At 72.1% G+C, this 24,039-nt stretch carries 26 protein-coding genes; 16 read left to right on the plus strand and 10 right to left on the minus strand.

Features of this window, described 5'->3' with window-relative positions; all coding sequences use genetic code 11:
- On the plus strand, positions 1-1,422 hold a 1,422-nt coding region (locus ACFWSK_RS22570), incomplete at its 5' end, for a hypothetical protein (RefSeq protein WP_383789058.1).
- 138 nt (positions 1,423-1,560) lie between these two features.
- On the opposite strand, the gene ACFWSK_RS22575 is transcribed toward ACFWSK_RS22570, so the two are convergent.
- Positions 1,561-2,022: a hypothetical protein gene (locus ACFWSK_RS22575; protein ID WP_383789061.1), complete on the minus strand. Its 462-nt coding sequence runs from the start codon at positions 2,020-2,022 to the stop codon at positions 1,561-1,563.
- A gap of 129 nt (positions 2,023-2,151) precedes the next feature.
- Here ACFWSK_RS22575 and ACFWSK_RS22580 point away from each other — a divergent pair, with 129 nt between their 5' ends.
- Complete coding sequence (locus ACFWSK_RS22580) at positions 2,152-2,949, plus strand: MBL fold metallo-hydrolase (RefSeq protein ID WP_383789062.1); 798 nt, start codon at positions 2,152-2,154, stop codon at positions 2,947-2,949.
- An 18-nt stretch (positions 2,950-2,967) separates the two neighbouring features.
- Here the strand turns inward: ACFWSK_RS22580 and ACFWSK_RS22585 are convergent, their stop codons facing one another.
- Both ACFWSK_RS22585 and ACFWSK_RS22590 read right to left on the minus strand, forming a co-directional pair.
- A complete protein-coding gene (locus ACFWSK_RS22585; protein WP_383789065.1) occupies positions 2,968-3,369 on the minus strand; it encodes a nitroreductase/quinone reductase family protein in 402 nt (133 codons plus the stop codon).
- 35 nt (positions 3,370-3,404) lie between these two features.
- Positions 3,405-4,010, minus strand: a complete 606-nt coding sequence (locus ACFWSK_RS22590; RefSeq protein WP_383789068.1) for a TetR/AcrR family transcriptional regulator — start codon at positions 4,008-4,010, stop codon at positions 3,405-3,407.
- A 175-nt stretch (positions 4,011-4,185) separates the two neighbouring features.
- On the opposite strand from ACFWSK_RS22590, the gene ACFWSK_RS22595 reads away from it, so the two are divergent.
- Positions 4,186-5,619 carry a purine-cytosine permease family protein gene (locus ACFWSK_RS22595; protein WP_383789069.1) on the plus strand — a complete coding sequence of 478 codons (1,434 nt, stop codon included), beginning with the start codon at positions 4,186-4,188 and terminating at the stop codon, positions 5,617-5,619.
- A gap of 50 nt (positions 5,620-5,669) precedes the next feature.
- Positions 5,670-7,334: an amidohydrolase gene (locus tag ACFWSK_RS22600; RefSeq protein WP_383789071.1), complete on the plus strand. Its 1,665-nt coding sequence runs from the start codon at positions 5,670-5,672 to the stop codon at positions 7,332-7,334.
- 5 nt (positions 7,335-7,339) lie between these two features.
- Here the strand turns inward: ACFWSK_RS22600 and ACFWSK_RS22605 are convergent, their stop codons facing one another.
- Both ACFWSK_RS22605 and ACFWSK_RS22610 read right to left on the minus strand, forming a co-directional pair.
- A complete protein-coding gene (locus ACFWSK_RS22605; RefSeq protein WP_383789073.1) occupies positions 7,340-8,200 on the minus strand; it encodes a transglutaminase-like domain-containing protein in 861 nt (286 codons plus the stop codon).
- A 17-nt stretch (positions 8,201-8,217) separates the two neighbouring features.
- The gene (locus tag ACFWSK_RS22610) at positions 8,218-9,219 is read right to left on the minus strand and encodes a GNAT family N-acetyltransferase (protein WP_383789075.1); all 1,002 of its coding nucleotides are present in this window, start codon (positions 9,217-9,219) and stop codon (positions 8,218-8,220) included.
- Between the two features lie 117 nt (positions 9,220-9,336).
- Between ACFWSK_RS22610 and fdxA the strand changes: the two genes are divergently transcribed.
- Both fdxA and dapC read left to right on the plus strand, forming a co-directional pair.
- Positions 9,337-9,657, plus strand: coding sequence for a ferredoxin (gene fdxA, locus ACFWSK_RS22615; protein WP_156692533.1), 321 nt, complete (start codon positions 9,337-9,339; stop codon positions 9,655-9,657).
- A 153-nt stretch (positions 9,658-9,810) separates the two neighbouring features.
- Positions 9,811-10,908 carry a succinyldiaminopimelate transaminase gene (gene dapC / locus ACFWSK_RS22620; protein WP_383789077.1) on the plus strand — a complete coding sequence of 366 codons (1,098 nt, stop codon included), beginning with the start codon at positions 9,811-9,813 and terminating at the stop codon, positions 10,906-10,908.
- An 81-nt stretch (positions 10,909-10,989) separates the two neighbouring features.
- On the opposite strand, the gene ACFWSK_RS22625 is transcribed toward dapC, so the two are convergent.
- Together ACFWSK_RS22625 and ACFWSK_RS22630 are read right to left on the minus strand one after the other, a co-directional pair.
- The gene (locus ACFWSK_RS22625; RefSeq protein WP_383789079.1) at positions 10,990-11,439 is read right to left on the minus strand and encodes an ATP-binding protein; all 450 of its coding nucleotides are present in this window, start codon (positions 11,437-11,439) and stop codon (positions 10,990-10,992) included.
- A 276-nt stretch (positions 11,440-11,715) separates the two neighbouring features.
- Entirely contained in the window at positions 11,716-12,651 is a 936-nt protein-coding gene (locus ACFWSK_RS22630; protein WP_383789081.1) for a hypothetical protein, read from the minus strand.
- 60 nt (positions 12,652-12,711) lie between these two features.
- Between ACFWSK_RS22630 and dapE the strand changes: the two genes are divergently transcribed.
- Together dapE and ACFWSK_RS22640 are read left to right on the plus strand one after the other, a co-directional pair.
- Positions 12,712-13,791, plus strand: coding sequence for a succinyl-diaminopimelate desuccinylase (dapE, locus tag ACFWSK_RS22635; RefSeq protein WP_383789083.1), 1,080 nt, complete (start codon positions 12,712-12,714; stop codon positions 13,789-13,791).
- A gap of 85 nt (positions 13,792-13,876) precedes the next feature.
- Positions 13,877-14,662 (plus strand): TIGR00730 family Rossman fold protein, encoded by a 786-nt coding sequence (locus tag ACFWSK_RS22640; RefSeq protein ID WP_383789085.1) that lies wholly within the window; start codon positions 13,877-13,879, stop codon positions 14,660-14,662.
- Between the two features lie 51 nt (positions 14,663-14,713).
- Here the strand turns inward: ACFWSK_RS22640 and folP are convergent, their stop codons facing one another.
- Entirely contained in the window at positions 14,714-15,586 is an 873-nt protein-coding gene (gene folP / locus ACFWSK_RS22645; protein ID WP_383789087.1) for a dihydropteroate synthase, read from the minus strand.
- A 92-nt stretch (positions 15,587-15,678) separates the two neighbouring features.
- Here folP and ACFWSK_RS22650 point away from each other — a divergent pair, with 92 nt between their 5' ends.
- Positions 15,679-16,062 (plus strand): DivIVA domain-containing protein, encoded by a 384-nt coding sequence (locus ACFWSK_RS22650; RefSeq protein WP_383789234.1) that lies wholly within the window; start codon positions 15,679-15,681, stop codon positions 16,060-16,062.
- Positions 16,059-16,649 carry a DNA-3-methyladenine glycosylase I gene (locus tag ACFWSK_RS22655; protein WP_383789089.1) on the plus strand — a complete coding sequence of 197 codons (591 nt, stop codon included), beginning with the start codon at positions 16,059-16,061 and terminating at the stop codon, positions 16,647-16,649. Before ACFWSK_RS22650 ends, ACFWSK_RS22655 begins: the two co-directional genes overlap by 4 nt.
- On the opposite strand, the gene ACFWSK_RS22660 is transcribed toward ACFWSK_RS22655, so the two are convergent.
- Positions 16,646-17,458, minus strand: coding sequence for an enoyl-CoA hydratase/isomerase family protein (locus ACFWSK_RS22660; protein WP_383789092.1), 813 nt, complete (start codon positions 17,456-17,458; stop codon positions 16,646-16,648). The genes ACFWSK_RS22655 and ACFWSK_RS22660 overlap by 4 nt on opposite strands.
- Before the next feature lie 316 nt (positions 17,459-17,774).
- On the opposite strand from ACFWSK_RS22660, the gene ACFWSK_RS22665 reads away from it, so the two are divergent.
- The gene (locus ACFWSK_RS22665; protein ID WP_003966491.1) at positions 17,775-17,942 is read left to right on the plus strand and encodes a DUF3117 domain-containing protein; all 168 of its coding nucleotides are present in this window, start codon (positions 17,775-17,777) and stop codon (positions 17,940-17,942) included.
- 147 nt (positions 17,943-18,089) lie between these two features.
- Here the strand turns inward: ACFWSK_RS22665 and ACFWSK_RS22670 are convergent, their stop codons facing one another.
- Positions 18,090-18,755 (minus strand): O-methyltransferase, encoded by a 666-nt coding sequence (locus ACFWSK_RS22670; protein ID WP_383789095.1) that lies wholly within the window; start codon positions 18,753-18,755, stop codon positions 18,090-18,092.
- Between the two features lie 178 nt (positions 18,756-18,933).
- Between ACFWSK_RS22670 and sigE the strand changes: the two genes are divergently transcribed.
- The 5 genes from sigE to ACFWSK_RS22695 all read left to right on the plus strand — a co-directional run bounded on the left by sigE (position 18,934) and on the right by ACFWSK_RS22695 (position 24,002).
- On the plus strand, positions 18,934-19,695 hold the full coding sequence (gene sigE / locus ACFWSK_RS22675; protein ID WP_383789097.1) for an RNA polymerase sigma factor SigE: 762 nt from the start codon (positions 18,934-18,936) through the stop codon (positions 19,693-19,695).
- Entirely contained in the window at positions 19,692-20,696 is a 1,005-nt protein-coding gene (locus ACFWSK_RS22680; protein ID WP_383789100.1) for an anti-sigma factor family protein, read from the plus strand. The genes sigE and ACFWSK_RS22680 overlap by 4 nt, the downstream gene beginning before the upstream one ends.
- Positions 20,697-20,786: 90 nt before the next feature.
- Positions 20,787-22,592, plus strand: a complete 1,806-nt coding sequence (locus ACFWSK_RS22685; RefSeq protein WP_383789103.1) for a trypsin-like peptidase domain-containing protein — start codon at positions 20,787-20,789, stop codon at positions 22,590-22,592.
- 110 nt (positions 22,593-22,702) lie between these two features.
- On the plus strand, positions 22,703-23,167 hold the full coding sequence (locus ACFWSK_RS22690) for a sec-independent translocase (RefSeq protein ID WP_383789105.1): 465 nt from the start codon (positions 22,703-22,705) through the stop codon (positions 23,165-23,167).
- A 175-nt stretch (positions 23,168-23,342) separates the two neighbouring features.
- Entirely contained in the window at positions 23,343-24,002 is a 660-nt protein-coding gene (locus ACFWSK_RS22695) for a hypothetical protein (RefSeq protein WP_383789108.1), read from the plus strand.
- The last annotated feature ends 37 nt before the right edge of the window (positions 24,003-24,039 follow it).

A 24,039-nucleotide genomic window follows, 5' to 3' on the forward strand; every position in this document is an offset into this window, starting at 1 on the left:
GGCCCCGGTGGCCCGGGCGGTCCCGGCACGCCGGGCGGCCCGCGGTCCACGCCGAACCTCGGCGTGCGTACGCCGGGCCCGGCGGGCCCCACGACCGGCCCCGTCACCGGCAGCTCGTCCCTCACCCCGAACCTCGACGGAGTCCACGGCATGGGCCCCGGCGGTCCGGGGGGCGCACGCTCGGCGTTCCCGCCCGGCCCCGGGGGCGTACCGCCGCGGATGTCCGACGACACGGCGATCCTCACGCCGCAGCCGCCGGTCCCCGAGCCCGGCCCCGGCGGCCATGTCTCCGGTGACACGCTGACCAGCGGCATCCCTGTCATTCCGACGGACGCCCGCTCCCCGTTCCCGCCCGGCCCCGGCGGGCCGGGCGGCGCGCGGACCGATGCCGCGATGGGCAGCGGACCCGCCGGTCCCGGCGCCATGTCGCCGACCCCCGCGCCCCGTCCCGCCCCGAAGGCCGCACCCGTGAAGAAGGGCCGCTCCAAGCTGGTCCTGCTCGGCGTCGGCGTCGTCGTGCTGGCCGGCGTCGCGTACGGCGCGGGGCTGCTGCTGAACCACTCCGAGGTGCCCAAGGGCACCACGGTCCTCGGTGTCGACATCGGCGGCGGGACGAAGGAGGAAGCGGTCACCAAGCTGGAGGCGGCTCTCGGCGAGCGCGCAACGGCCCCCCTCAAGCTGTCCGTGGACGGCAAGACGGCGAAGCTCGTCCCGCAGAAGGCCGGACTCACCCTGGACAGCCAGGAGACCGTCCGCGAGGCGGCGGGCAGCGACTACAACCCGGTCTCGGTGATCGGTTCCCTGTTCGGCGGAGAGCGTCCGGCCGACCCGGTGATCCCCGTCGACGAGGAGAAGCTCGGAGTCGCGCTGACCGACCTCGCGGGCATCTCCGGCACGGCACAGGACGGCACGATCAAGTTCGAGCCGAACAAGGCCATCGCGGTCCCCGGCAGGACGGGCAAGACGCTGGACGTCAACCAGTCGCTGATCTCCGTACGCGATGCCTACCGCGCCCAGGTCCAGACCGGCACGGCGGGCGTCGTGGAACTGCCTGTGGCCGGCCGTGAACCCAGCATCACCCAGGCCGAACTGAACCGGGCGATGAAGGAGTTCGCCGAGCCCGCGATGTCCGGCCTCATCACCATCAAGGCCGGACCCAAGGAGATCCAGTTCGGCCCGGCGCGGTCCCTGCCGCAGATCCTGTCGATGAAGCCGATCGACGGCAGGCTGGTCGACCACTACGACAAGCAGGCGATCAACACGCTGCTCGACGGTGTCTTCGACGGCGTCATGGCCGTCAAGGGCGACGGCAAGAAGCACCAGGTCAGTGCGGACGACGTGGCGCAGGCCATGAAGACCGCCCTGGTGGGCAGGACGCAGGCCGAGCGGACCGTCACGATCGATCTGACCGGCAACGGCTGACGGGCCCCCGCAGCACCCGTACGAGCGCCCCCGGCCGGACTTCCGGCCGGGGGTGTCGTCGAGGCAGTGGGGGGTGCGGTGGCCGCACTCCGAGCGGTCCGGCCGGGAGCGGTCCGGCCGGGAGCGGTGCGGCGTCGGCTACCGGGTCGCGGACGCGTAGGCGAAGACGGCCACGACGCCGGCGACGCAGACGATGACGACCCAGGAAGTGAAACTCGTGTGCCGCGCCCGGCGCGGCCTGCGTCCCTTCCGCCCCTTGCTTCCGCCCCGGTCGGGCCCGGTGGCCTGAGCCCGTACCGGCCGGCTCGGCTCGACGGCGGCGTCGGCCAGCAACCGGCGGCAGGTCGCCGCCAGTTCGCTCGTCCCGGCGTCGAGCCTGACGATCTGCTCCGAGCGTGCCGGGGCGGTGGTCCCCCCTTCGAGGATGCGGCCGACCCGGACGAGGGCCTCGTTCCGGCCCCCGGTGGGAGCGAGGCTGATCCAGCGCTGGACGTGCTCACCGCGAATGACGAAGCCCCCGCCCCGCTCCCGGTACACGGTGTGCTCCCGCCACAGGACATTGGCCAACTCCGTGGCCGTTTCCCTGAGTTGCGTGTACACGCCCTCCCCCTCCGTAGTGCCCGGATTCGAACAAGCACATGACTTTAGCCATAGGAGCACGCCGTGGCCGCGTCGGGTCCGCACGGTGCGCACCTGGTCCGGGTCGTCGGTCGTGCGTACAATCCGCCGATGGCCGGAAACGATGCACGTCTCACCGTCCTCGGCAGCGCGACGCCCTTCCCGAGCGCCGACAACGCCTGTTCCGGATATCTGCTTTCGGCCGGGGACACGCATGTGTGGATGGACGCGGGCACGGGCACGCTGGCCCAACTCCAGCGGCACATCGCGTTCGAGCAGCTGGACGCCATCTGGATCTCGCATCTGCACGCGGACCACACGGCCGACCTGCTCACCGCCTTCTACGCCGCGCTCTACTCCGGCATCCGTCTCCCCGCGCCCATCCCGCTGTACGGCCCGACCGGCATCGCCGACCGGCTGGCGCACTTCCTCACCAACTCCGCCCGGCGCAGCCCCATCGAGTCGGCCTTCGAGGTGCACGAACTGCACGACGGGCACCGGGTGCGCGTCGGTCCCCTCGAACTCACCAGTGCCGAGGTCGCCCACGGCATGCCCGCCTTCGCCGTACGGATCGAGGACAAGGGTGCGGACGGGGGCGGCGTGCTCGTCTACTCGGGAGACACGGCGCCCTGCGCGTCCCTGGTCGGGCTGGCCGCCGGATGCGACGTGCTGCTGTGCGAGGCGGACAGCAGCACGGTGCCGGCCGGCGAGCCGCGGGTGCACCACACGCCCGAGGAGGCCGGGGAGACCGCCCGCCGCGCGGGTGCGCACCGGCTCGTGGTGACCCACGTCGGTCCCGGCATGACCCCCGGGGACGCGGTGTCACGTGCGCGGAGGTCCTACGACGGTCCGGTCGGACACGCGGCTCCGGGAAGCACGTTCGCCCTGGGCCGGGCGGAGGCCGGGTAGCCAGGGGCGCTGTCCGGCTCAGTCCAGCTCGTCGAGGTCGATCCTGACCGTCAGCAGGTTCGTCCCGACCGCACGGACGGCGGCGCTGTTGAACAGCGGCAGCTTCCGGAGCCGTGCCCGGGGATCGTCCTGCGGAAGGAGGTGGGCGGTGCCCGTGTACCACCGCCTTCCGATCCGGACCCGGACCCGCGGGTCCGCCTGGATGTTCCGCACGTACTGAGCCTTCTCGCCGAACTCCGAGACGATCCAGAAGGCGGGCCCGGCGCGGCGTCCGCCGACCGGGGTGCGCCGGGGCAGTCCGGACGTCCGCCCCGTCGTCTCCAGGAGGCACTGCGTCGGCAGCCGGGTGGAGAGCGGGTTGACGACGTGCCTCTGGAGGGCCGTGACGGCCCGGAACCTGAACTCGCGGTAGCGCGGCATGCGTGATCCTTCCCGATCTCCGACCGGCTTCGTTCTCAGGCGCGTTCGACCAGGCGGGCCGCTGCCGAGCGCGCCGATGCCAGGGCCATGCCCCGGTCGGACTCACGCTGCCCCAGGACCACCCGGGTGCTCAAGCCGTCCAGCAGCGCCAGCAGTTCCGAGGCGCGGGACGGGATGTCGAGGGCGGCGGAGAACGCCGACCGGGCGACCCCCTTGGCGAGCAGCGACTCCAGGTCCTCCTGCCACGCCCGGTCCATCTCCTCCTGGGCCCTGCGCAGCGGTTCGCTCGCCGGGATGCGCGCCCAGAGTTCGATCCACAGCGTCCACCGCGGATCGCGCGGCCCCCGGGGCAGGTACAGCTCCAGGAACAGGTCGAGCTTGCGCTCCGCCGTCACCCGGCGGGACAGCAGGGCCCTGCGCTCCTCGGTGAGCGCGGCCTCGCTCCAGCGCAGGGCTTCCAGCAGCAGCCGGTCCTTGCTGCCGAAGTAGTACAGGATGTGGCCGCCGCTGGTGCCGAGGCGCTCGGCGAGGGCGGACATGGTCAGTGCCGCCAGGCCGTCCTCGGCGATGGCCGTCATGGCCTCCTCGAGCATCCGCTCCTGGGCGATGTGCCCGTCGCGCCGTCGTGCCGCTCCCGCCACCCGCTTCGCCCTTCGTCCCCTACGTCCCCGACGTCCTCCGTCTTCGCCCGACCCTATCCGCCCGTCCCCAGGGATTCCCGCCGGAGGTCTTGACGTCCGGGCGGACACAGCGCATCTTGAATGCCGTTCAACTTATTTGAACGCCATTCAAGATTACAGGGGAGGGGCGAGGCGCATGACCGAGCCACGGACAGCCACCGGCACGGCCGGCACCAGGGGCACCGCGGTCGCGGGCGACGAGGTGTTCCGGGTCGAGAAGCACGGCATCGACCCCATCCCGGACGAGGAGCGGCACGGCAGTGCCAAGGACCTCTTCTGGCTCTGGTTCGGCTCCAACCTCACCTTCACGTACGTGATCAACGGCGCCCTCGCCGTCGCCTTCGGACTCTCCTTCTGGCAGGCCACCGCCGTCGTGGTCGTCAGCGGCCTGTCCTTCTTCGCCATCAGCGCGGCCGGTCTCAGCGGCATCCGCACCGGCACCGCCACCCTCGTCATCTCCCGCGCGGCATTCGGAGTCCGCGGCAACTTCCCCGCCGGAGTGCTCAACTGGGTGGTCAGCATCGGCTACACCATCGTCAACACGGTGGTCGGCACCCTCGCACTCGAAGTCTTCTTCACCGAGTTCGGCCGGCACGGCGGTGACGCCGCCCGCGCCCTCGCCCTGCTCATCACTCTCGCCCTGACGTTCGTCGTGGCCATGTGGGGGCACGCGACCGTGCAGTTCGCCGAGCGCTGGATGGCCTATGTCCTGGCCGTCGGCTTCGCCGCCCTGCTGGTCTTCGTCCTGCCCGGCACGGACACCGCGGCCCCGTCGGCCGCCCCCGGGGCCTCCGGCTGGAGCCTGGCCTTCGTCGTGATGCTGGCCGGCCCCTTCTCGTACCTGCCGATGCCCGCCGACTACACCCGTTACCTGCCGCGCACCACCTCGCTGCGCTCGATCACCTGGAGCGGCGCGCTCGGAGGTTTCCTCTCCTCGGTCGCCCTCGGCATCGCGGGTGTCGCCGCCGCCACGCAGACGGACATGACCGACGCCGTCGCAGGAACCGAAGCGCTGCTGCCCGGCTGGTTCCAGCCGCTCTTCCTGGCTCTCGTCCTCGGCGGCTCCGTCACCAACTCGATCATCACGCTCTATTCGTCGAGCCTGAACCTCCAGGTCCTCGGCATCCCCTGGAACCGGGCGAAGGCCATCGTCATCAGCGCCGCCGTCACCGCGCTCGGCTCCCTGGGGGCCCTGTTCCTCACCGACTTCACCGAGTCGCTGCTGTCCTTCCTGTCCCTCTTGATCATCGTCTTCGCCCCCTGGGGCGGCGTCTTCCTCGCCGACATGCTGCTGCGCCGCTGCCGGTACGACACCGAGGCCCTGCACACCGGGCGCGAGGGGGCGTACTGGTACCGCGCCGGCTACCGCCCGGCAGGCATGACCGCCCTCCTCGCCGGCATGGTCTTCGCCGCGCTCACCTGCGACTCGGAGCTCTGGACGGGTCCGCTGGTCGCCCCGCTGGGCGGCGCCGACCTCACGCTGCTCGGCGCGGTCGTCTCCGGACTCGTCCACTGGGCGCTCGCCCGCCGCGGCACGGCCGTCCGGCCCGCCCGACCTCTCCGCCCCTGAACACCCGTACTGCCCGAACCCCCCGTACCACCACTGGAGCCCGAACCCCGATGAACCGCCGAACCGCCCCCGCCACCCCCGCCGACCTGGTCCTGACCGGTGCCCGCATCCACACCGTCGACCCCGCGCTGCCCGAGGCTCAGGCGCTCGCCGTCCTCGACGGCCGGATCGTCTGGCTCGGTCCCGACACCGGCGCGGCCGACTGGACGGGCCCGGACACGGAGCTGATCGACGCGGGCGGGCGGCTGGTCCTGCCCGGCTTCATCGACGCCCACAACCACGTCCGCCTCGGCTCCGACGGCGCCTGCGTGCAGCTCGCCGGGGTGCGGACCCTGGACGGCATCCACGAGCGCATCCGTACCTGGCACGCGGCCCACCCGGACGCCGGGTGGATCGAGGCCGAGGCGTTCGACTACTCCGCGATTCCCGGCGGCCGGATGCCCAGGGCGGCCGACCTGGACCCCGCGACCGGCGACACCCCTGCCTTCGTCCTGAGCTACGACGTCCACACCGCCTGGCTGAACACCGCCGCCCTGCGCCGCCTAGGCATCACCAGGAACCGTACGAGCCTTCCCTTCGGCGAGGCGGAAACCGACCCGGTCACCGGCGAACCCACCGGCTTCGTGAAGGACTTCGCGGTCAAGGGGCTCTCCCGCGACGGGCACAGGGCACTGCGCGGGCTCGGCGTGCCGTGGGCCGCCCCCGACCGCCAGTACGGCCGCCTGGCCAAGAGCCTCGACGACGCGATCGGGTTCGGCATCACGACCGTCGTCGAGCCCCAGAACTCCCTCGACGACCTCGCCCTGTTCGAGCGGGCCCGCGCCGAGGGCAGGCTGCGCTCCAGGATCGTGGCCGCGCTCTTCCACCCCCGCGGCACCACCGCCGCGGACCTCGACGACTTCGCGGCCGCCGCACGACGGTTCGACGGCGACCGGCTGCGGGTCGGCCCGCTCAAGCTCTACATCGACGACGTCGTCGAGCCCCGCACCGCCGCGCTGCTGGAGCCATACGCGGGCTGCGGCCACCACCGGGGCGAGACCTTCTACCCGGCCGAGGAGTTCGCCGGGCTGCTCGCCGGCCTGGACGCACGCGGCTTCCAGTGCTTCGTGCACGCGACGGGGGACCGCGGCATCCGTACGGTCCTGGACGCCGTCGAGCACGCCCGTACGGTCAACGGACCGCGCGACGCCCGCCACCAGGTCGTCCACGTCGAGTGCCTCGACCCCGCCGACGTACCGCGCTTCGCGGAGCTGGGCGTGGTCGCCTGCATGCAGCCGAGGCACTGCGCACCGGAGATCGCCGGACCGGGCCAGGACTGGGCGGAGAACGTCGGGCCGGACCGCTGGCACAAGGCATGGCCGATGCGCAGCCTGCACGAGGCCGGCACGGTCCTCGCCTTCTCCAGCGACTGGAACGTCGCCGAGATGGACCCGATGGTCGGCATCTACACCGCGGTCACCCGGCGCCCCCTCGGCGGCGGGGAAGCCTGGCAGCCGGGTGAGACGGTCGACGTCGGGACGGCGGTGCACGGCTACACGATGGGCTCCGCGTACGCCAACTTCCTGGAGGAGGAGAGGGGCTCGCTGACGGTCGGTAAGCTCGCCGACTTCGTGGTGCTGTCCCGCGACATCCTGCGGGCCGCCCCCGAGGACATCCCGGGCACGGTCGCCGAGACGGTGGTGGTCGGCGGCGACATCGTGCACAGGGCCTCGTAGAGACCCTAGTTCAGCCGCGCCCGCGCCGCGTGGGCGCGGCGCCGGACCGCGTCCGCCGTCGCCGGTTCGACCGCCTCGACGACCTCCGCGTACGCGTCCATCTCCGCCGCCCCGCGCAGGAACTCCCCGCGCTGTACGAGGAGCTGGGCGCGCTCGTAGCGCAGCCTCGCCGGATGGGAGGGCAGCAGCAGCGACAGTTCGAGCGCCCACAGCGCCACGTCCGTGCGCTCGGGGCGGGCCGCCGCCCACGCCCGGACGTTGTTCAGGATGCGCAGCACGATCTCCAGCGGCCTGGCCGGCACCAGCATCGACGGCTCCAGCGTCCCTCCGGTCGCCCCGGCCACCATCAGCTCCGCGTCCTGCCCGCTCATCGGTGCGCCTCCGGCGAACGGGTCGGCCAGCACCCGTTCCTCCGGATCACCGAAACCGACCACGAAATGGCCGGGCAGTGCCACCCCGTACACCGGTGTGCCCGCCCTCCTGGCGACCTCGATCCAGACCACCGAGAGCAGGATCGGCAGCCCGCGCCGCCGGCGCAGCACCTGCTGGAGCACCGAGGACTCCAGCCGTTCGTAGTCGCGGGCCGAGCCGGCGAAGCCGCAGCGCTCCCCGAGCAGTCCGGCGAGCACCGACGCCCAGGAGCGGGCGCCGCGCGCCCCGTAGGGCAGCAGCCCGGCCAGCCGGTCCAGTTCGATCTGCGCCGCGTCGATGCCGTACGGGTCCGGGCCCGCGGTGTCCGCCGACGCAGCCGGAAGCGCCTCGGCGCCCAGCAGCAGGCAGAGCAGTGCGAGATCCGGCCGTTCGGCGCGTGCCTCGTCGGCGAACTGCCGTCGGCGTCCGCCCTCGTCCGATTCCTGAGTGCCCATGTCCGGCCCGTACCCCGCTACGCCGACCGGAAGTGGTGGTAGTGGTGATGGGCGGCGAAGCCCATGCCGTCGTACAGCGCACCGGCCGCGCCGTTGTCCGTCTCCACCTGGAGCCAGGCCGCCGACGCCCCCTCGTCCAGCGCCCTGCGGGCCAGCGCGGTCATCACGGCCGTGGCGAGCCCGCGGCGCCGGTGCCCGGCCCCCACCTCGACCGCCATGAAACCGGCCCAGCGCCCGTCCACCACGCACCGTCCGATCGCCGCCGGGGAGTCGCTCCCCGCGTCGCCCGGCACGGTCGCGAACCACACGGACGGCCCGCTGTTCAGGACCGCGAGCACCTCGGGCCCCGGCGTCCCGAACCGCTGGTACCCGGACAGCCACGCCGCGTCGGTCCCGCGGCTCAGCCGGACCTGCCCGGTGTCCGCGTCCCGGTCACCGATCGGTGCCAGCGCCGCCACACGCACCTCGGCGGACACCTCGCGCCGCCAGCCGCGCAGCTCCAGCTCCGCGCACAGCCGTTCCTGGGTGCCCTCGGCGCCGGTCGCGGTCTGGATGTACGCGGGCAGCCGACGGTCCGCGTACCACTGGCGGACACGGTCGAGCGCCGCGTCGAGCGGAAGGCCCGGGTCGCCCAGCGGGAGCACGGAGTTGGCGCGCCGGGTGAACCCGTTCGAGGCACGCAGCCGCCAGTCGCCCAGCGGTTCGCTCTCCAGCGGCTGCCAGGCCCGCGCGGTGATCCGGGCCAGCTCCTCGAACGAGGCCGCGGGGCCGCGGCGGCGGGCCGGGGCGGACGGCACGACCTTTCCTGCTACCAGAGACGATTCCGCGATGTGGACGGTTTCCCCACTCTTCGGTGTGATCGTGAGCACATGATCGTCCCATGATGTGAGAACCCCGACCGCGTCAGTGAACTTCAAGCCAGCGCCGGGGTTGGCTGATCGACGACGCACGGATACGCGTTTTCCCACGTCAGCGGGGGTGATGCGGACCTCAAGCCGTCCGCCCATGGTGAATTCCACAGCTCTGTCCGCCCCTCCTGTTCGGTTCGTGCCCGGGAACGGAGATACTAGGTGCGGGCATCGACGACGCCGCGCTCCCGCGCGAGAGCCAACGCCCTACCGAGGAGGAACGACAGCGTGACCTACGTCATCGCGCAGCCTTGTGTCGACGTCAAGGACAAGGCCTGCATCGAAGAGTGCCCCGTCGACTGTATCTACGAGGGCCAGCGGTCCTTGTACATCCACCCGGACGAATGCGTCGACTGCGGAGCGTGTGAGCCGGTCTGTCCGGTCGAGGCCATCTTCTACGAGGACGACACCCCGGAGGAGTGGAAGGACTACTACAAGGCCAACGTGGAGTTCTTCGACGACCTCGGGTCGCCCGGTGGCGCCTCCAAGCTCGGTCTCATCGAGCGCGACCACGCGTTCATCGCCGCGCTGCCGCCGCAGAACGGCTGAGCAGCGGCCGCACAGGCGCCGCCCGGTCCCGTACGGCTTGTCACCGTGCGGGGCCGCGGTGTTTTCCGGCCCGCTCCGGCCCGCCCCTCGTGCCGCTGCGGGTCCGTACCCGCTCGTGACCCACGTACGAGAAACACGAGAAAGCAGAGACCCGTGCCTGCCGCAGTCTCCTCCCGTCTCCCGGTCTTCCCCTGGGACAAGCTCACGCCCTGCAAGTCGACCGCCGCCGCCCACCCGGACGGCATCGTGGACCTGTCCGTCGGCACGCCCGTCGACCCGGTGCCCGAGCTGATCCAGCGGGCGCTCGTCGCGGCTTCCGACAGCCCCGGCTATCCGACGGTGTGGGGGACCGAGGCGCTGCGTGACGCCCTCACGGGCTGGGTGGAACGGCGCCTCGGCGCGGTCTCCGTGGCGCACGAGAACGTCCTGCCGGTGGTGGGCTCCAAGGAACTGGTGGCCTGGCTGCCGACCCAGCTCGGCCTCGGCGCCGGGGACAAGGTGGCCTACCCGCGGCTCGCCTACCCGACGTACGAGGTGGGTGCCCGGCTCTGCGGCGCCGAGCCCGTCGCGTACGACGACCCGACCGAGCTTGACCCGGCCGGGCTCAAGCTGCTCTGGCTCAACTCGCCGTCCAACCCGACCGGCCGCGTCCTGTCCAGGGACGAGCTGATCCGGATCGTCGCCTGGGCCCGAGAGCACGACGTGCTGGTCTTCAGCGACGAGTGCTACCTCGAACTCGGCTGGGAGGCCGAGCCGGTCTCCGTGCTCCACCCGGACGTCTGCGGCGGTACGTACGAGGGCATCGTCGCCGTCCACTCGCTCTCCAAGCGCTCCAACCTCGCCGGGTACCGCGCCGCGTTCATCGCGGGTGACGCGGCCGTCCTCGGTGAGCTGCTGCTGATCCGCAAGCACGGCGGGATGATGGCGCCCGCCCCGGTCCAGGCGGCCACGGTCGCCGCGCTCGGTGACGACACCCATGTCGCCGAGCAGCGCGTGCGGTACGCGGAGCGGCGTGCGGCGCTGCGTGCGGCGCTGGAGGCCCACGGCTTCCGGATCGAGCACAGCGAGGCGAGCCTCTACCTGTGGGCGACGCGCGACGAGCCGTGCTGGGAGACTGTGGCGTACCTCGCGGAGCTCGGCATCCTGGTGGCGCCGGGCGACTTCTACGGACCGGCCGGTGACCGCTTCGTGCGGGTCGCGTTCACGGCGACCGACGAGCGGGTGGCGGCGGCCGTCAAGCGGCTGTCCTGACGGCCGGGCACACGACGGCGAAGGGCCTCGGGAGTGCGCACTCCCGAGGCCCTTCGCGTGGTGCTGTGCTGAGCGAGGGGGTCAGTTGAGCGGCAGGCCCTGAACGGGCAGCCCGCCCAGGCTTTCGGTCGGCAGGCCGCCGCCCACGGCGTCGGTGGGCAGGCCGCCCTCCGTCGCGGAACCGGTGGCCGAGCCGAGGACCTCTCCGGCGTGGCCCGCGGTCCGGCCGGCGGTCTCCTGGGCGGCAGGGGCGGCGACGGCGCCCGCCTTGCCGACGGTCTGGCCGGCGGCCGGGACGGCCGTGCCGACGATCTTGCCGCCGGTCTCGCCCGCGGCCTGGGTGCCCTGCTGGGATGCGCCGTCGATGGTGTTGCCGAGGCCGGCACCGTCCAGGGAGGTCAGGCCGCCCAGGTTCGGGGTCTGCGGGAGCCCCGCGGCACCTGCTGCGCCGGCCGCACCGACCACGGGGGCCGCACCTGCGGCGATCAGCAGCGCGGCGCGGGCGATCCGACGGGTCAGGGGGAGGGACATGATGCTCCTTCGGCGGTGTTCAAGCAGTGATCGGACGCACTGACAACCGGTCCGGGGGCGGGGAAGGTTGCGGTGCTCCGAGGTAAAGACTGAGTAATGCGTCCGATAATCCGCAGGGGAAGAACCCGGGCAAACATTGCATTACGCAGCCGCCGGACGAACCGTCACTTCCCTGTGCGCGCAAGGGAATCGGAGCGGGCGGAAGTCCGGAGGAGAAGAGAGGCGAAGAGACGGCCGGGTGACAGGCCGGAAGGTCCGTACGGGGGACGGCCCGTACTACTGAGCGAGCCGGATCCGGACCTCGCCGGTGCCCGGTTCGTCCTGCTCCGCGCGTTCCGTGCGCCAGCCCTCACCGGCGACCCAGACCCGGTCCGCGTAGGAGACCCGGTCGATCCGCAGTGCCCCGGCCCGGGCGACCGCCCAGTGCGCCAGCTCCCAGCCGCGCTTCGCCGCCGAGCCGTCGTCGGACTTCACGGCCGGCCGCACGGGCACCGCCACCGTCCCCGTGGCCTCGGCCCCCGCGGCGAGCGCCTCCGGGAGCACGTTCCTGCCGAAGGACCGCACCAGTTCGGCCCGCACCCGCGCGGCGTCACCGGGAGCGGTCGCGGCCGCCGTGTCCGGCGAACAGTCCAGGGCGGCTGGCGCGCGGCCGGTCAGCGCCGCCGCCAGCAGCGCGGCGTCCGGCTCGTGCTTCGCGTACGCCTGCGGGAAGCCACTGCGCTGCACGCGCTGCGCGGCGACGGTCAGCGGCAGCCGCGAATAGCCGGGGACCTCGGCGAGGTGGTCGTAGAACTCCCCGGACGAGTACACCGGGTCCATGATCTGCTTCGGGGTTCCCCAGCCCTGCGAGGGGCGCTGCTGGAAGAGCCCGAGTGAGTCCCGGTCGCCGTGCTGGATGTTGCGCAGCGCGGACTCCTGGAGCGCGGTGGCGAGCGCGATCGTCACCGCTCGCTCCGGCATCCCGCGCGTCGTGCCGACCGCGGAGATCACCGCGGCGTTGGACGCCTGCTCGGGGCTCATCTCGTAGGTGTGCCCCGCACCCTTCGGCCCGTCGGCCGACCTGACGACGCAGCGCGGCGACCCCTTGCTGCCTGAGACGTACTGCACGGCCAGGTAGCCGGCCAGGGCCGTGAGCACGGCGAAGGCGGCCGTGAGGCGCAGGAAGCGGCCACGGCCCGGGCGGGAGCTGGCGGAAGTCGCGGTCCGGGGCACGGGGCCACGGTACTGGAGGGACCGGGCGGCGCGACGGGGGCGTCCCTTAGGGTCGTGGGCATGGCGGAAAGCAAGCTCGACCTCACCCTGGACGGCCCCGCACTCACAGCTCGGCTGGTCGACTTCCCGTCGGTCAGCGGGAACGAGAAGGCCCTGGCCGACGCGATCGAGGAGGCGCTGCGCGACCTCCCGCACCTCACCGTGGAGCGGTACGGCAACAACGTCGTGGCCAGGACGAACCTGGGCCGCGGCGAGCGCGTAGTACTGGCCGGGCACATCGACACGGTCCCCATCGCCGACAACGTTCCGTCCCGGCTGGACGAGAACGGTGTCCTGTGGGGATGCGGAACCTCCGACATGAAGTCGGGCGTCGCCGTCCAGCTGCGGATCGCGGCGACCGTCCCCGAGCCCGGCCGGGACCTCACGTTCATCTTCTACGACAACGAGGAGGTCGCCGCGGACCTCAACGGCCTCGGTCACGTGGCCGAGGCCCACCCCGACTGGCTGGAAGGCGACTTCGCCATCCTGCTGGAGCCCTCCGACGGCCAGGTCGAGGGCGGCTGCCAGGGCACGCTGCGGGTCCTCCTGCGTACGGCGGGGGAGCGGGCGCACTCGGCGCGCAGCTGGATGGGGTCCAACGCCATCCACGCCGCGGCCCCGATCCTGGCCCGCCTCGCCGCGTACGAGCCCCGCAGGCCGGTCATCGACGGGCTGGAGTACCGCGAGGGTCTCAACGCCGTGGGGATCGAGGGCGGCGTCGCGACCAACGTCATCCCGGACGCCTGCACGGTCGTGGTCAACTTCCGTTACGCCCCCGACCGCAGCCCCGAGGACGCCGTCGCGCACGTCCACGAGGTCTTCGCGGACTGCGGCGTCACCGAGTTCGTCATCGACGACCACTCCGGCGCGGCGATGCCCGGCCTCTCGCACCCGGCCGCCGCGGCGTTCATGGAGGCGGTCGGCGGCACGGCCCGGCCCAAGTTCGGCTGGACGGACGTCTCCCGCTTCGGGGCGCTCGGCGTGCCCGCGGTGAACTACGGCCCCGGCAACCCGCTCCTCGCCCACAAGCGCGACGAGCGCGTGGAGACCGCCCTGATCACCCACTGCGAGGACCGCCTCCGCTCCTGGCTCACCAGCTGACCAACGGCATTCCCCTGCGCGTAACCTCCGCCGATCTACGCTGATCCGACACAGGCACATTGCAGGTCGGCGGAGGGAGCAGATCATGGGCAACCCGGAGGACGCACGGATTCCCGAGGGCGCGCAGGTCCCCGAAGGTGCGGTCATGCCTGAGGAACAACGGCTCGGCCCCGTGCTGCGGCGCAGGGAGCAGGTACAGCCGGGTACGACCGATCAGCGGCTGCTCGACACCGAGGGCGACTCCGAATGGGTGCACACCGACCCGTGGCGGGTCATGCGCATCCAGTCGGAGTTCGTGGAGGGATTCGGCGCTCTCGCCGAACTGCCGAGCGCCATCAGCGTCTTCGGATCGGCCAGGACACCGGCCGGCAGCCCGGAGTACGAGGCGGGCGTGGCGCTCGGCAGGGCACTGGTCGACGCGGGCTTCGCGGTGATCACGGGCGGCGGGCCCGGAGCGATGGAGGCCGCGAACAAGGGGGCGCGGGAGGCGAACGGTGTCTCGGTCGGGCTCGGCATCGAGCTGCCCTACGAGTCCGGCCTCAACCCGCACGTCGACATCGGCGTGAACTTCCGCTACTTCTTTGTCAGAAAAACGATGTTCGTGAAGTACGCCCAGGGCTTCGTGGTCCTGCCGGGGGGCCTCGGCACCCTGGACGAACTCTTCGAGGCACTGACCCTGGTCCAGACGGGCAAGGTGACCCGCTTCCCGATCGTCCTGTTCGGCACGGCGTACTGGGGCGGCCTGGTCGACTGGCTCCGGGACACGGTGGTGGCCCAGGGCAAGGCATCCGAGAAGGACCTGCTGCTCTTCCACGTCACGGACGACGTGGAGGAGGCGGTCATGATGGTGACCAAGGAGGTCGGCCGGTAGGGACGGCGGTGCTCCGCCCCGGCTGCGGGGCGGAGCACCGGAGCAGGGCCCCTAGGCCAGACCCCGCCGGGCCACCGCCGGCGCCCGGTGCCCGGCCACCGACGCCACCATGTCCAGCACCTGCCGCGTCTCCGCCACCTCGTGCACCCGGTACACCCGCGCGCCCAGCCACGCCGACACCGCCGTCGTCGCCAGAGTGCCGATCACCCGTTCCCTGACCGGACGGTCGAGCGTCTCCCCGACGAAGTCCTTGTTGGACAGCGATACGAGTACGGGCCACCCCGTCTCCGCCATCTCGCCCAGCCGGCGCGTCGCCTCCAGCGAGTGCCGGGTGTTCTTCCCGAAGTCGTGACCGGGGTCGATCATGATCCCGTCCGGCCGCACCCCGAGCTCCACGGCCCGCTCGGCCAGCCCCACGGTCACCCGCAGGATGTCCGCCATCACGTCCTCGTACTCGGTCCGGTGCGGCCGGGTCCGCGGTTCCGCGCCGCCCGCGTGCGTGCACACCAGCCCCGCTCCGTACCGCGCGGCGACCTCGGCCAGCTTCGGGTCGACGCCGCCCCACGCGTCGTTCAGGACGTCGGCGCCGGCCTCGCAGACGGCCTCGCCCACGTCGTGCCGCCAGGTGTCCACGCTGATCACCACGTCCGGGTGACGCCGCCGCACCTCGGCGACGAAACCGACCGTACGGCGGGCCTCCTCCGCGGCGGTGACCTCCTCACCGGGCCCCGCCTTCACCCCGCCGATGTCGATGATCGCGGCACCTTCCGCGACCGCCTGCTCGACCCGGGTGAGCGCCGGCTCGTCGCGGAACGTCGCGCCCCGGTCGTAGAAGGAGTCGGGGGTCCGGTTCACGATCGCCATGATCACCGGATCGTGCGGACCGAATTCCCGCCGCCCGAGCCTGAGCGCGCCGCTTCGCATCCCGTGTTTCCTCCTCAGTAGGTCGCCTGCGACCCTAACTGTCAGTGGCGCATGGCACGATCGGAGCCGGACAGATTTCCGCCCCCGGGGAGATGCGCGTGTTCTGGTTCTTGCTGCTCACGATGGTCGTGGTGGTGGCCGCGGTCACGCTCGCGGTGGTCGGCGGAGGCGGCAGCCCCGTCCTGCGGGACGTACCGCCGGAGCGGCTCGTCGACCCGCTGCCCGCGACGCGCCCGGTCGGCCGCGCGGATGTCGAGGCGCTGCGCCTGCCGATGGCCGCCCGCGGTTACCGCATGGTGGATGTCGACGAGGCCCTGGACCGGCTCGGCGCCGAGCTCGCCGAGCGCGACGCCCGGATCGCCGAGCTGGAGTCCGCGCTCGCCGGAGCCCAGGCGACCGCGGTCGCCGGCCCGGATCTGTTCAAGCGGCCGGACCAGGAGCCCGGGCCGTACCCCGGCGAGGAGGACCAGCGATGAGCACCGGAGCCGAACCGGCCGCGGACGGCGGCCTGCGCTGCCCCTGGGGTCTGTCCACGGAGGACTACCTCGCCTACCACGACACCGAATGGGGCCGGCCCGTCCACGGCGACGACGCCCTGTTCGAGCGGCTAAGCCTGGAGGCGTTCCAGTCGGGTCTCTCCTGGCTGACGATCCTGCGCCGCCGGGAGGGCTTCCGCAGCGCCTTCGCCGGGTTCAAGATCCCCGCGGTGGCGGAGTTCACCGACGCCGACAAGGAACGGCTCCTCGCCGACGCCGGCATCATCCGCAACCGGGCGAAGATCGACGCCACCCTCGCCAACGCCCAGGTGCTCGCGGGCTGGGGCGAAGGCGAACTGGATGCGCTGATCTGGTCGTACGCGCCCGACCCGGCGACCCGCCCCGCCCCCCGCGTGCTCGGGGACGTGCCGGCGGTCACCCCGGAGTCCACGGCGCTCGCCAAGGAGCTCAAGAAGCGCTCGGTCCGCTTCGTCGGCCCCACGACGGCCTACGCCCTGATGCAGGCATGCGGCCTGGTCAACGACCACCTCGCCGACTGCGTCTCCCGCCAGGAGGACACGGCCTAGCGGCCCAGGTACTTCGGGCGCTCCTTGGCCAGGAAGGCCCGCACCGCGATCGTGTGGTCCTCCGACGCGCCCGCGCGGGTCTGGAGTTCGTCCTCCTTCTCCAGCGTCTCCGAGAGCGTGTGAGCCGCGCCGTAGGCCATGGACGCCTTGAGCGCCGCGTACGCCACCGTCGGGCCGTCCGCCAGGGCGCGGGCCACCGCCGCGGCCTCCTTCGCCAGGTCGGCGGCGGGCACGACCTTGTTCGCGATGCCGAGGTCGTACGCCTCCTGCGCGGAGATCGAGCGCGGGAAGAAGAGCAGGTCGGCGGCGCGGCTCCCGCCGATCAGCCGGGGCAGCGTCCAGGAGACACCGGAGTCGGCGGTGAGGGCGACACCCGCGAAGGACGTGTTGAACGCCGCCGTGTCCGCCACCACGCGGTAGTCGGCGGCCAGCGCGAACCCGAAGCCCGCTCCGGCGGCGACCCCGTTGACGCCGGCGACCACGGGCTTCTCCATCTCGGTGAGCGCCCGGACGATGGGGTTGTAGTGCTCCTGCACGGTGCTCAGTGCGTTCCCGCCGCCCGGCCCACTGGCCTCCGCGAGCTTGGAGACGTGCTCCTTGAGGTCCTGGCCGACGCAGAAGGCGCGCCCGGTGGCGGTGAGCAGAACCGCTCGCACCGCGCTGTCGGCCGCCGCCTCCCGCAGCGCCTCGCGCAGGGCGACCTTGGCCTCGGTGTTCATGGCGTTCATCGCGTCGGGACGGTTGATGGTGATCGTCGCGAGTCCGTCGCTCACGTCCATGAGCACGGTGTCCGCCATGGTGTCGGCCATTCTGATGTCCCCTTACGGCTCCGGGATTGCGCCTGTCCAGGCAAGCATGGCCGACTTCGGGCAGCGCGGGCATGTGACCTGCGTCTAACGATTGGCTCTCACCTGGGGCCCGAAGGCGGCGCAGTATCGCAGCCGGATTGCCGTATTGGGTGGTTTTGAGAGAGCGCGTTGCGCAAGCGATGCCGACTGATGTTGGTCATCGGGGTCTTTGATGCGGGATAATGGCCAGGAAGCAATGTGTGTTCGATGCCGGTGAGGCAGCGCCTGTCATGGGGCCGCCGGTTGCGATGAGCTGGTTTCAGGAAGGGGAACGAGCATGGCGGCCATGAAGCCGCGGACGGGCGACGGCCCGCTCGAGGTGACAAAGGAGGGGCGGGGCATCGTCATGCGCGTTCCGCTCGAAGGCGGCGGTCGGCTTGTCGTCGAGCTGACGCCGGACGAAGCCGATGCACTCGGCGATGCCCTCAAGAAGGTCGTCGGCTGACGCAGAGACGCCTAATTCACTTCACGACTGCCCCGGCACGGATTCCGTGCCGGGGCAGTCGTGCGAGAAGGCCGTACGGACCGGGGCACCACCTGGCTGTGCGGCACCGTCCGGCCCCGCGGGACCGGACGGGCGGTCCGGACCCGCTCAGCCGCGCCGGACCGCGCAGAGCAGCCCGTCGCCGACCGGCAGCAGCGTCGCCATCAGTTCCTGGCTCTCCCGGACGGCACGCAGCAGTTCACGCAGCCGCAGCACCTCGGCGGGCTGGGCCGCGGAGTCGACCGTACGGCCGTCCGCGAACATGCCCTCGAAACAGACCAGACCGCCCGGTCGCAGCAGGCGCAACGATTCAGCGAGGCAGTCGAGGCTCTCCAGCCGGTCACCGTCGCAGAAAACGAGGTCGTAACCCCCGTCCGCGAGGCGCGGCAGCACATCCAGGGCGCGCCCCGGGATGAAACGGGCCCGGTTCGTGGCGAAGCCGGCCGCGCGGAAAGCCTGGCGGGCGAACTGCTGGCGCTCCGGCTCGGGGTCGACCGTGGTCAGTACGCCGTCCGGCCGCATCCCGTTCAGCAGATAGATGCCGGACACGCCGGTGCCGGTGCCGATCTCGGCCACCGCTTTGGCGTCCGCGGTGGCAGCGAGAAGGCGCAGTGCGGCACCGGTGCCCGGGGACACCGAGCGGAGCCCTGTCTCGCGGGCCCGTTCCCGGGCCCAGCGCAGAGCTTCGTCCTCGGCGACAAAGGCGTCGGCGAACGCCCAGCTCGTCTGCCGGTTGGCGGTAATGACCCTCTCCTGACCCCGTAGTTGGCGCAACGGTGACTGTATCCGCTGAACCCGGGAACCCGCAGATGGGACCGGGCGTTATGCAAGGACAGGGGAAAGCGCCTGGACCGGGCCCGCGCATCGGGCCCGGAATCACGCGCCACGAGGCCGGTCCGGCCCCGTCCCCAACAGGAAAAAGGCTTATCCGGAGCTAACGGGCGAGGTGGCTATGGTAGGGGCTCCACTGGACACCACCAGAGCCGACAGGGGAGGTGCGGCTGCGCCTGTGGACCGGAGAGGAGTGCTGCGGCGCTTGCTCGGGTCGGCGGGTGAGCCGAAATCCGTGACCAACTTCGCTGACCGTTCTTCCAGCGCTTCCGCACCCACCGCGACGTTCGCCTCGGATGTGGAACCCCAGGCGTGGACCCCGCCCTCATGGGAAGAGATCGTCAGCACGCACAGCGGTCGCGTGTACCGCCTTGCCTACCGGCTGACGGGCAACCAGCACGATGCCGAGGACCTCACGCAGGAAGTCTTCGTCCGTGTCTTCCGGTCGCTCTCGACGTACACGCCCGGCACCTTCGAGGGCTGGCTGCACCGCATCACGACCAATCTCTTCCTGGACATGGTCCGCCGCAAGCAGCGGATCCGCTTCGACTCCCTCGGCGACGACGCCGCCGAGCGGCTGCCGAGCCGTGAGCCGTCCCCGCAGCAGGTCTTCAACGACACCCACTTCGACGCGGACGTCCAGCAGGCGCTGGACACCCTCGCGCCCGAGTTCCGTGCGGCGGTCGTGCTCTGCGACATCGAGGGGCTCTCGTACGAGGAGATCGCCGCGACACTCGGCGTGAAGCTCGGCACCGTGCGCAGCCGCATCCACCGCGGCCGCTCGCACCTGCGCAAGGCCCTCAAGCACCGCTCGCCCGAGGCCCGCGCCGAGCAGCGTTCCCTGGCGGACGCGGTCCTGGCAGGGGAGGTCGGACCGGCGTGAGTGGCACAGGACCGACCCCCGCGGAACAGCACCTGGGGGACCGGCTCGCCGCGCTTGTCGACGGTGAGCTGAAACACGACGCCCGTGACCGGGTCCTGGCCCACTTGGCGACCTGCTGCAAGTGCAAGGCCGAGGCCGACGCCCAGCGGCGCCTCAAGAGTGTGTTCGCACAGTCCGCCCCTCCTTCGCCCTCCGAAGGCTTCCTTGCCCGTCTGCAGGGTCTTCCCGGGGGTCCCGGCGGCGACGCCGGTCCCGGTGGTCCGTTCGGCGGCGGTGGACGCTTCGCCGACGGACTGTTCCCGGCGACGCGGCACTCCGGGGGCCGCACGGACACCCCGTCCCGTTCCGGACCGCTCGACGGCTTCGGCTACCTCCCCGCCGTGCACGGCTCCGCCGCCGTCCTTCCCGGTGGCGCTTCCGGTTCCTCCTTCCGGATACACGAGGTGAGCCGGGAAGCCGACCGGTCGCCATGGCGGGGCAGGTTCGCGTTCGCCGCGGCCAGCGCCGTCTCGCTCGCCGCCATCGCACTGGGCGGCACGCTTCCCCTCGACTCCACGCCCGAGTCCCCGTTCCGCGCCGAGGGCACCGGCAGCAATGTCACGCCCCTCGATGCCGAAGCCCGGGCCGAGGGCGGCAACGAGGTGGCCGGCCGCCGCGGTGGTGGAGGCGGTGCTCTTGCCGTGAGCGGTGACCGTCCCGCCTCGTCGCCCCCGTCGCCTTCGGCCTCACCTTCCCTGTCGGCCGCCGCGCCGCCGGTCGGACCGCCGGTGCTCGCCACGGCTCCGTACCTGCTCAACACCTCGCATTTCGCCGGTCACGCGTTCGCGCTCCCCGTGCTGAACGTGTCGCTGCCCCCGCTGATACGCCCGACGGAGATCAGTCCGCTGCTCACTCCGTCGGCCGGCGCCAAGGCTGCCGCGCAGCCCCCGGAGCCCGCTGCGACGGCCTCGGCCTTCCCCGCTCCCTCCGATCACGCACTGCCCCTTTACCCCCGGCGCTGACGGGGACCCTGCGCAGAGATTCGCAAACCTGGTTGAATTCCGGGAGGGACGCCCCTGTGGGGACGTGCAGAGGCCAGTTGCGGGGAGAACATGGACGACGGGAAGCCCACCGGGCCGAAGGCGAAGTGGTGGAGCCGTCCCACGACGGCACGCACCGGCCACAGTGAGCTGGAGGACGCCATTCCCGCCGAGGACACGACGGGCGCCACCGGCCCCGTCGAGGCGTCGCCCGCCGAACCGGTGATCCAGGACGCCGCGCCCGCCGTTCCCGCACCGGACGAGGAAGCGACCTGGGGGATACCCGCCGTACCGACCGGGCCGCCCGCCGGCGAACCGCTCGCACCCGCCCCTCGCGCGCAGCCGCTGCACGCGCCGGACGAGTACAGCACCCCGCCCTACGGCGGGCCCGGCCCCTGGGCCCCCGCGCCGCCCGTGCAGCGCCCCGTCGCGACCCCGGCCCACGGCACGCCCGTACCGCCGCCCTACGCGGGGACGAACGGCCACGGGATCGCCACCGGCCCAGGCCCCGCCTTCGCGCCTCCGCACGCGCACCAGCCGCAGGTCCACGGCCAGCAGCCCGGCCTCCAGCAGACGCCGCAGCCCGGGACGCCGCAGCTCCAGCAGCCCGGCCTCCTGCAGCCCGGTCTCCAGCAGTCTCAGCAGCCCCAGGCGCCGCACCCCCAGCCGCCCACGTCCTCGCAGTGGCTCCAGTACGACCCGTGGGGTGCGCCCCGCCAGCCCCTGAGCGCCGCCGGCCCGCCCCTCGGCCCCGGCACCGGACGCGGGAAGCGCCGGCGCGGCTCCGTCCTCGTCGGGGCCGTGCTGCTCGCCCTGGTCGCGGGCGGCATCGGCGGCGGAATCGGCGCGTATGTCGAGCGCACGGGCGGTCTGACCACCGTCGAGCTCCCGCAGGCCGGACGGGACAGCGGCGGCCGGGCCCCCGACAGCGTCGCCGGGATCGCCGCCAGCGCCCTGCCCAGCGTGGTCACCCTCCACGTCAGCGGCACGGGCGAGTCGGGCACGGGCACGGGCTTCGTCCTCGACGGCGACGGACACATCCTCACCAACAACCACGTCGTCGCCCCCGCGGGCGCCAACGGCGACATCACCGTGACGTTCAGCGGCGGGGAGACCGCGAGCGCCGAGATCGTCGGCAAGGACAGCGGCTACGACCTGGCCGTCGTCAAGGTCACGGGAGTCTCCGGGCTCAAGCCGCTGCCGCTGGGCAACTCCGACAACGTGCAGGTCGGTGACCCGGTGGTGGCCATCGGCGCGCCCTTCGACCTGTCCAATACGGTCACCTCCGGCATCATCAGCGCCAAGGAGCGGCCCATCACCGCGGGCGGCGAGAAGGGCGACGGCACCGACGTCAGTTACGTCGACGCGATCCAGACCGACGCCCCGATCAACCCGGGCAACTCCGGTGGTCCGCTCGTCGACTCCCACGCGCATGTCATCGGCATCAACAGCGCCATCCGGGCCGCCGACAGCGGCGCCGGTCTGGACGGCGGCCAGTCCGGCTCCATCGGCCTCGGCTTCGCGATACCGATCAACCAGGGCAAGCGCGTCGCCGAGGAACTGATCAACACCGGCAAGGCCACCCATCCGGTGATCGGCGTCACGCTGGACATGAAGTACGCCGGCGACGGAGCCAAGGTCGGGACGAAGGGCGCCGACGGCGGTTCCGCCGTCACATCGGGCGGCCCCGGTGCGGACGCGGGTATCAAGCCGGGCGACATCATCACCGAGGTGGACGGCGCGCGGGTGCACAGCGGCGAGGAACTCATCGTCAAGATCCGCGCCCACCGCCCCGGAGACCGGCTCGGCCTCAAGCTGACCCGTGGCGGCGAAGACCTCTCCCTGACGGTGACGCTCGGCTCGGCAAGCGGCACGTAACGGCCACCGGAAGGTACCGCCCGGACAGCTTCGACGGGTACCGTGGAGCGACTCCGGGCCTCATTCGACCTGGTGGCGGAGAACACGCGGAGAACACGAGGAGCAACAAGGTGTTCAATGACATAGGCGCACTCGAGCTGCTGACGCTCGTGGTTCTCGCCGTGCTGGTCTTCGGTCCGGAGAAGCTGCCGAAGGTCATCCAGGACGTCACCCGCACCATCCGCAAGATCCGTGAGTTCTCGGACAGCGCGAAGGAAGACATCCGCTCCGAGCTCGGCCCGCAGTTCAAGGACTTCGAGTTCGAGGACCTCAACCCCAAGACGTTCGTCCGCAAGCAGCTCATGGACGGCGACGACGAGCTGGGGCTGAAGGAGATCCGCGAGAGCTTCGACCTGCGCAAGGAAATGGCCGAGGTCACCGACGCGGTGAACGGCCGCGAGAGCGTGTCGTCGAGCGGTTCCGTGAACGGACCGGCGAAGGCCGCAGCCGGTTCGGCGGCCACCCCCGACCTGCTGAAGAAGCCCGCGGAGCCCGCCAAGGACGAACGTCCTCCCTTCGACGCCGACGCCACCTGAGCCGAAGGACGTACCCGGTCGGATCTCTGAGCCGGCGACAGGCTCGAAGACCGGCCAATCCCGACTCGTCCGGACGCTATGGCTATTCTCCATCTGTCCGGTTGCGAGGATGTCCCACCCCGTGAAGGGGCGGGCCGCTCCGGATCTTTGACAGATCGAGGAGGCGGCCGGGCAGATGGAGACGACGAGTCGGGTAGGGGCGGATGGTGCGCCCAGCACAGTCACCGCAGAGGGGGTGCCGGCGGCCCGGCGTACGGTTGACGGCTATCTCCAGGCACCGTTCCCCTGGTACGGGCTGGACGAGGCGTTCGCGGGGCCGCGCTGGCTGATGCAGGTCGGCACCGCGGCGGACGGCACGGTGCAGCACGGTTCCACGGGGCACGGCGACGAGCCCTCGGTCCGGTCCGACGCGGGCGCGGAGAAGGAGCGTTTCGCCGTCGTCGTGACCGTGGCCGCGAGCCCGGTGCGCCGCAGCGGTGACGGTACGGGCGTCCTGGACGCCACCACGGTCTCCTCGGCGGCCTGGCTCGCCGGGTCGGGCCTGCTCTCGTACACCTGGCCTCCGCAGCTCGACCACGCGCTGCGCGACGACTGGCTGGACCAGCAGACCGAGACCGCCTTCGAGCTCGCCGACGATCTCGGCAACGCGCCGTGGTCGACGCTGTCGCTCCCGGTGGACGGTGTGCCGGTGGAGTTCCACTACCGCGAGTCCGAGTTCGGCTGGGTGCTGGCCGGTTCGGCGCACAACGGCGTCCACATCGGGGCGTACGGGCGCGGGATGAGTGCCTACGGGCTGGGCTTCTCGGTGGTCACCGACATCGCGTCGTACAGCTGACCTCGTCCGGCTGAGCGGCCGGCCGCGGACAACGCGT

The organism is Streptomyces sp. NPDC058620, from assembly GCF_042717135.1.
Lineage (GTDB): Bacteria > Actinomycetota > Actinomycetes > Streptomycetales > Streptomycetaceae > Streptomyces.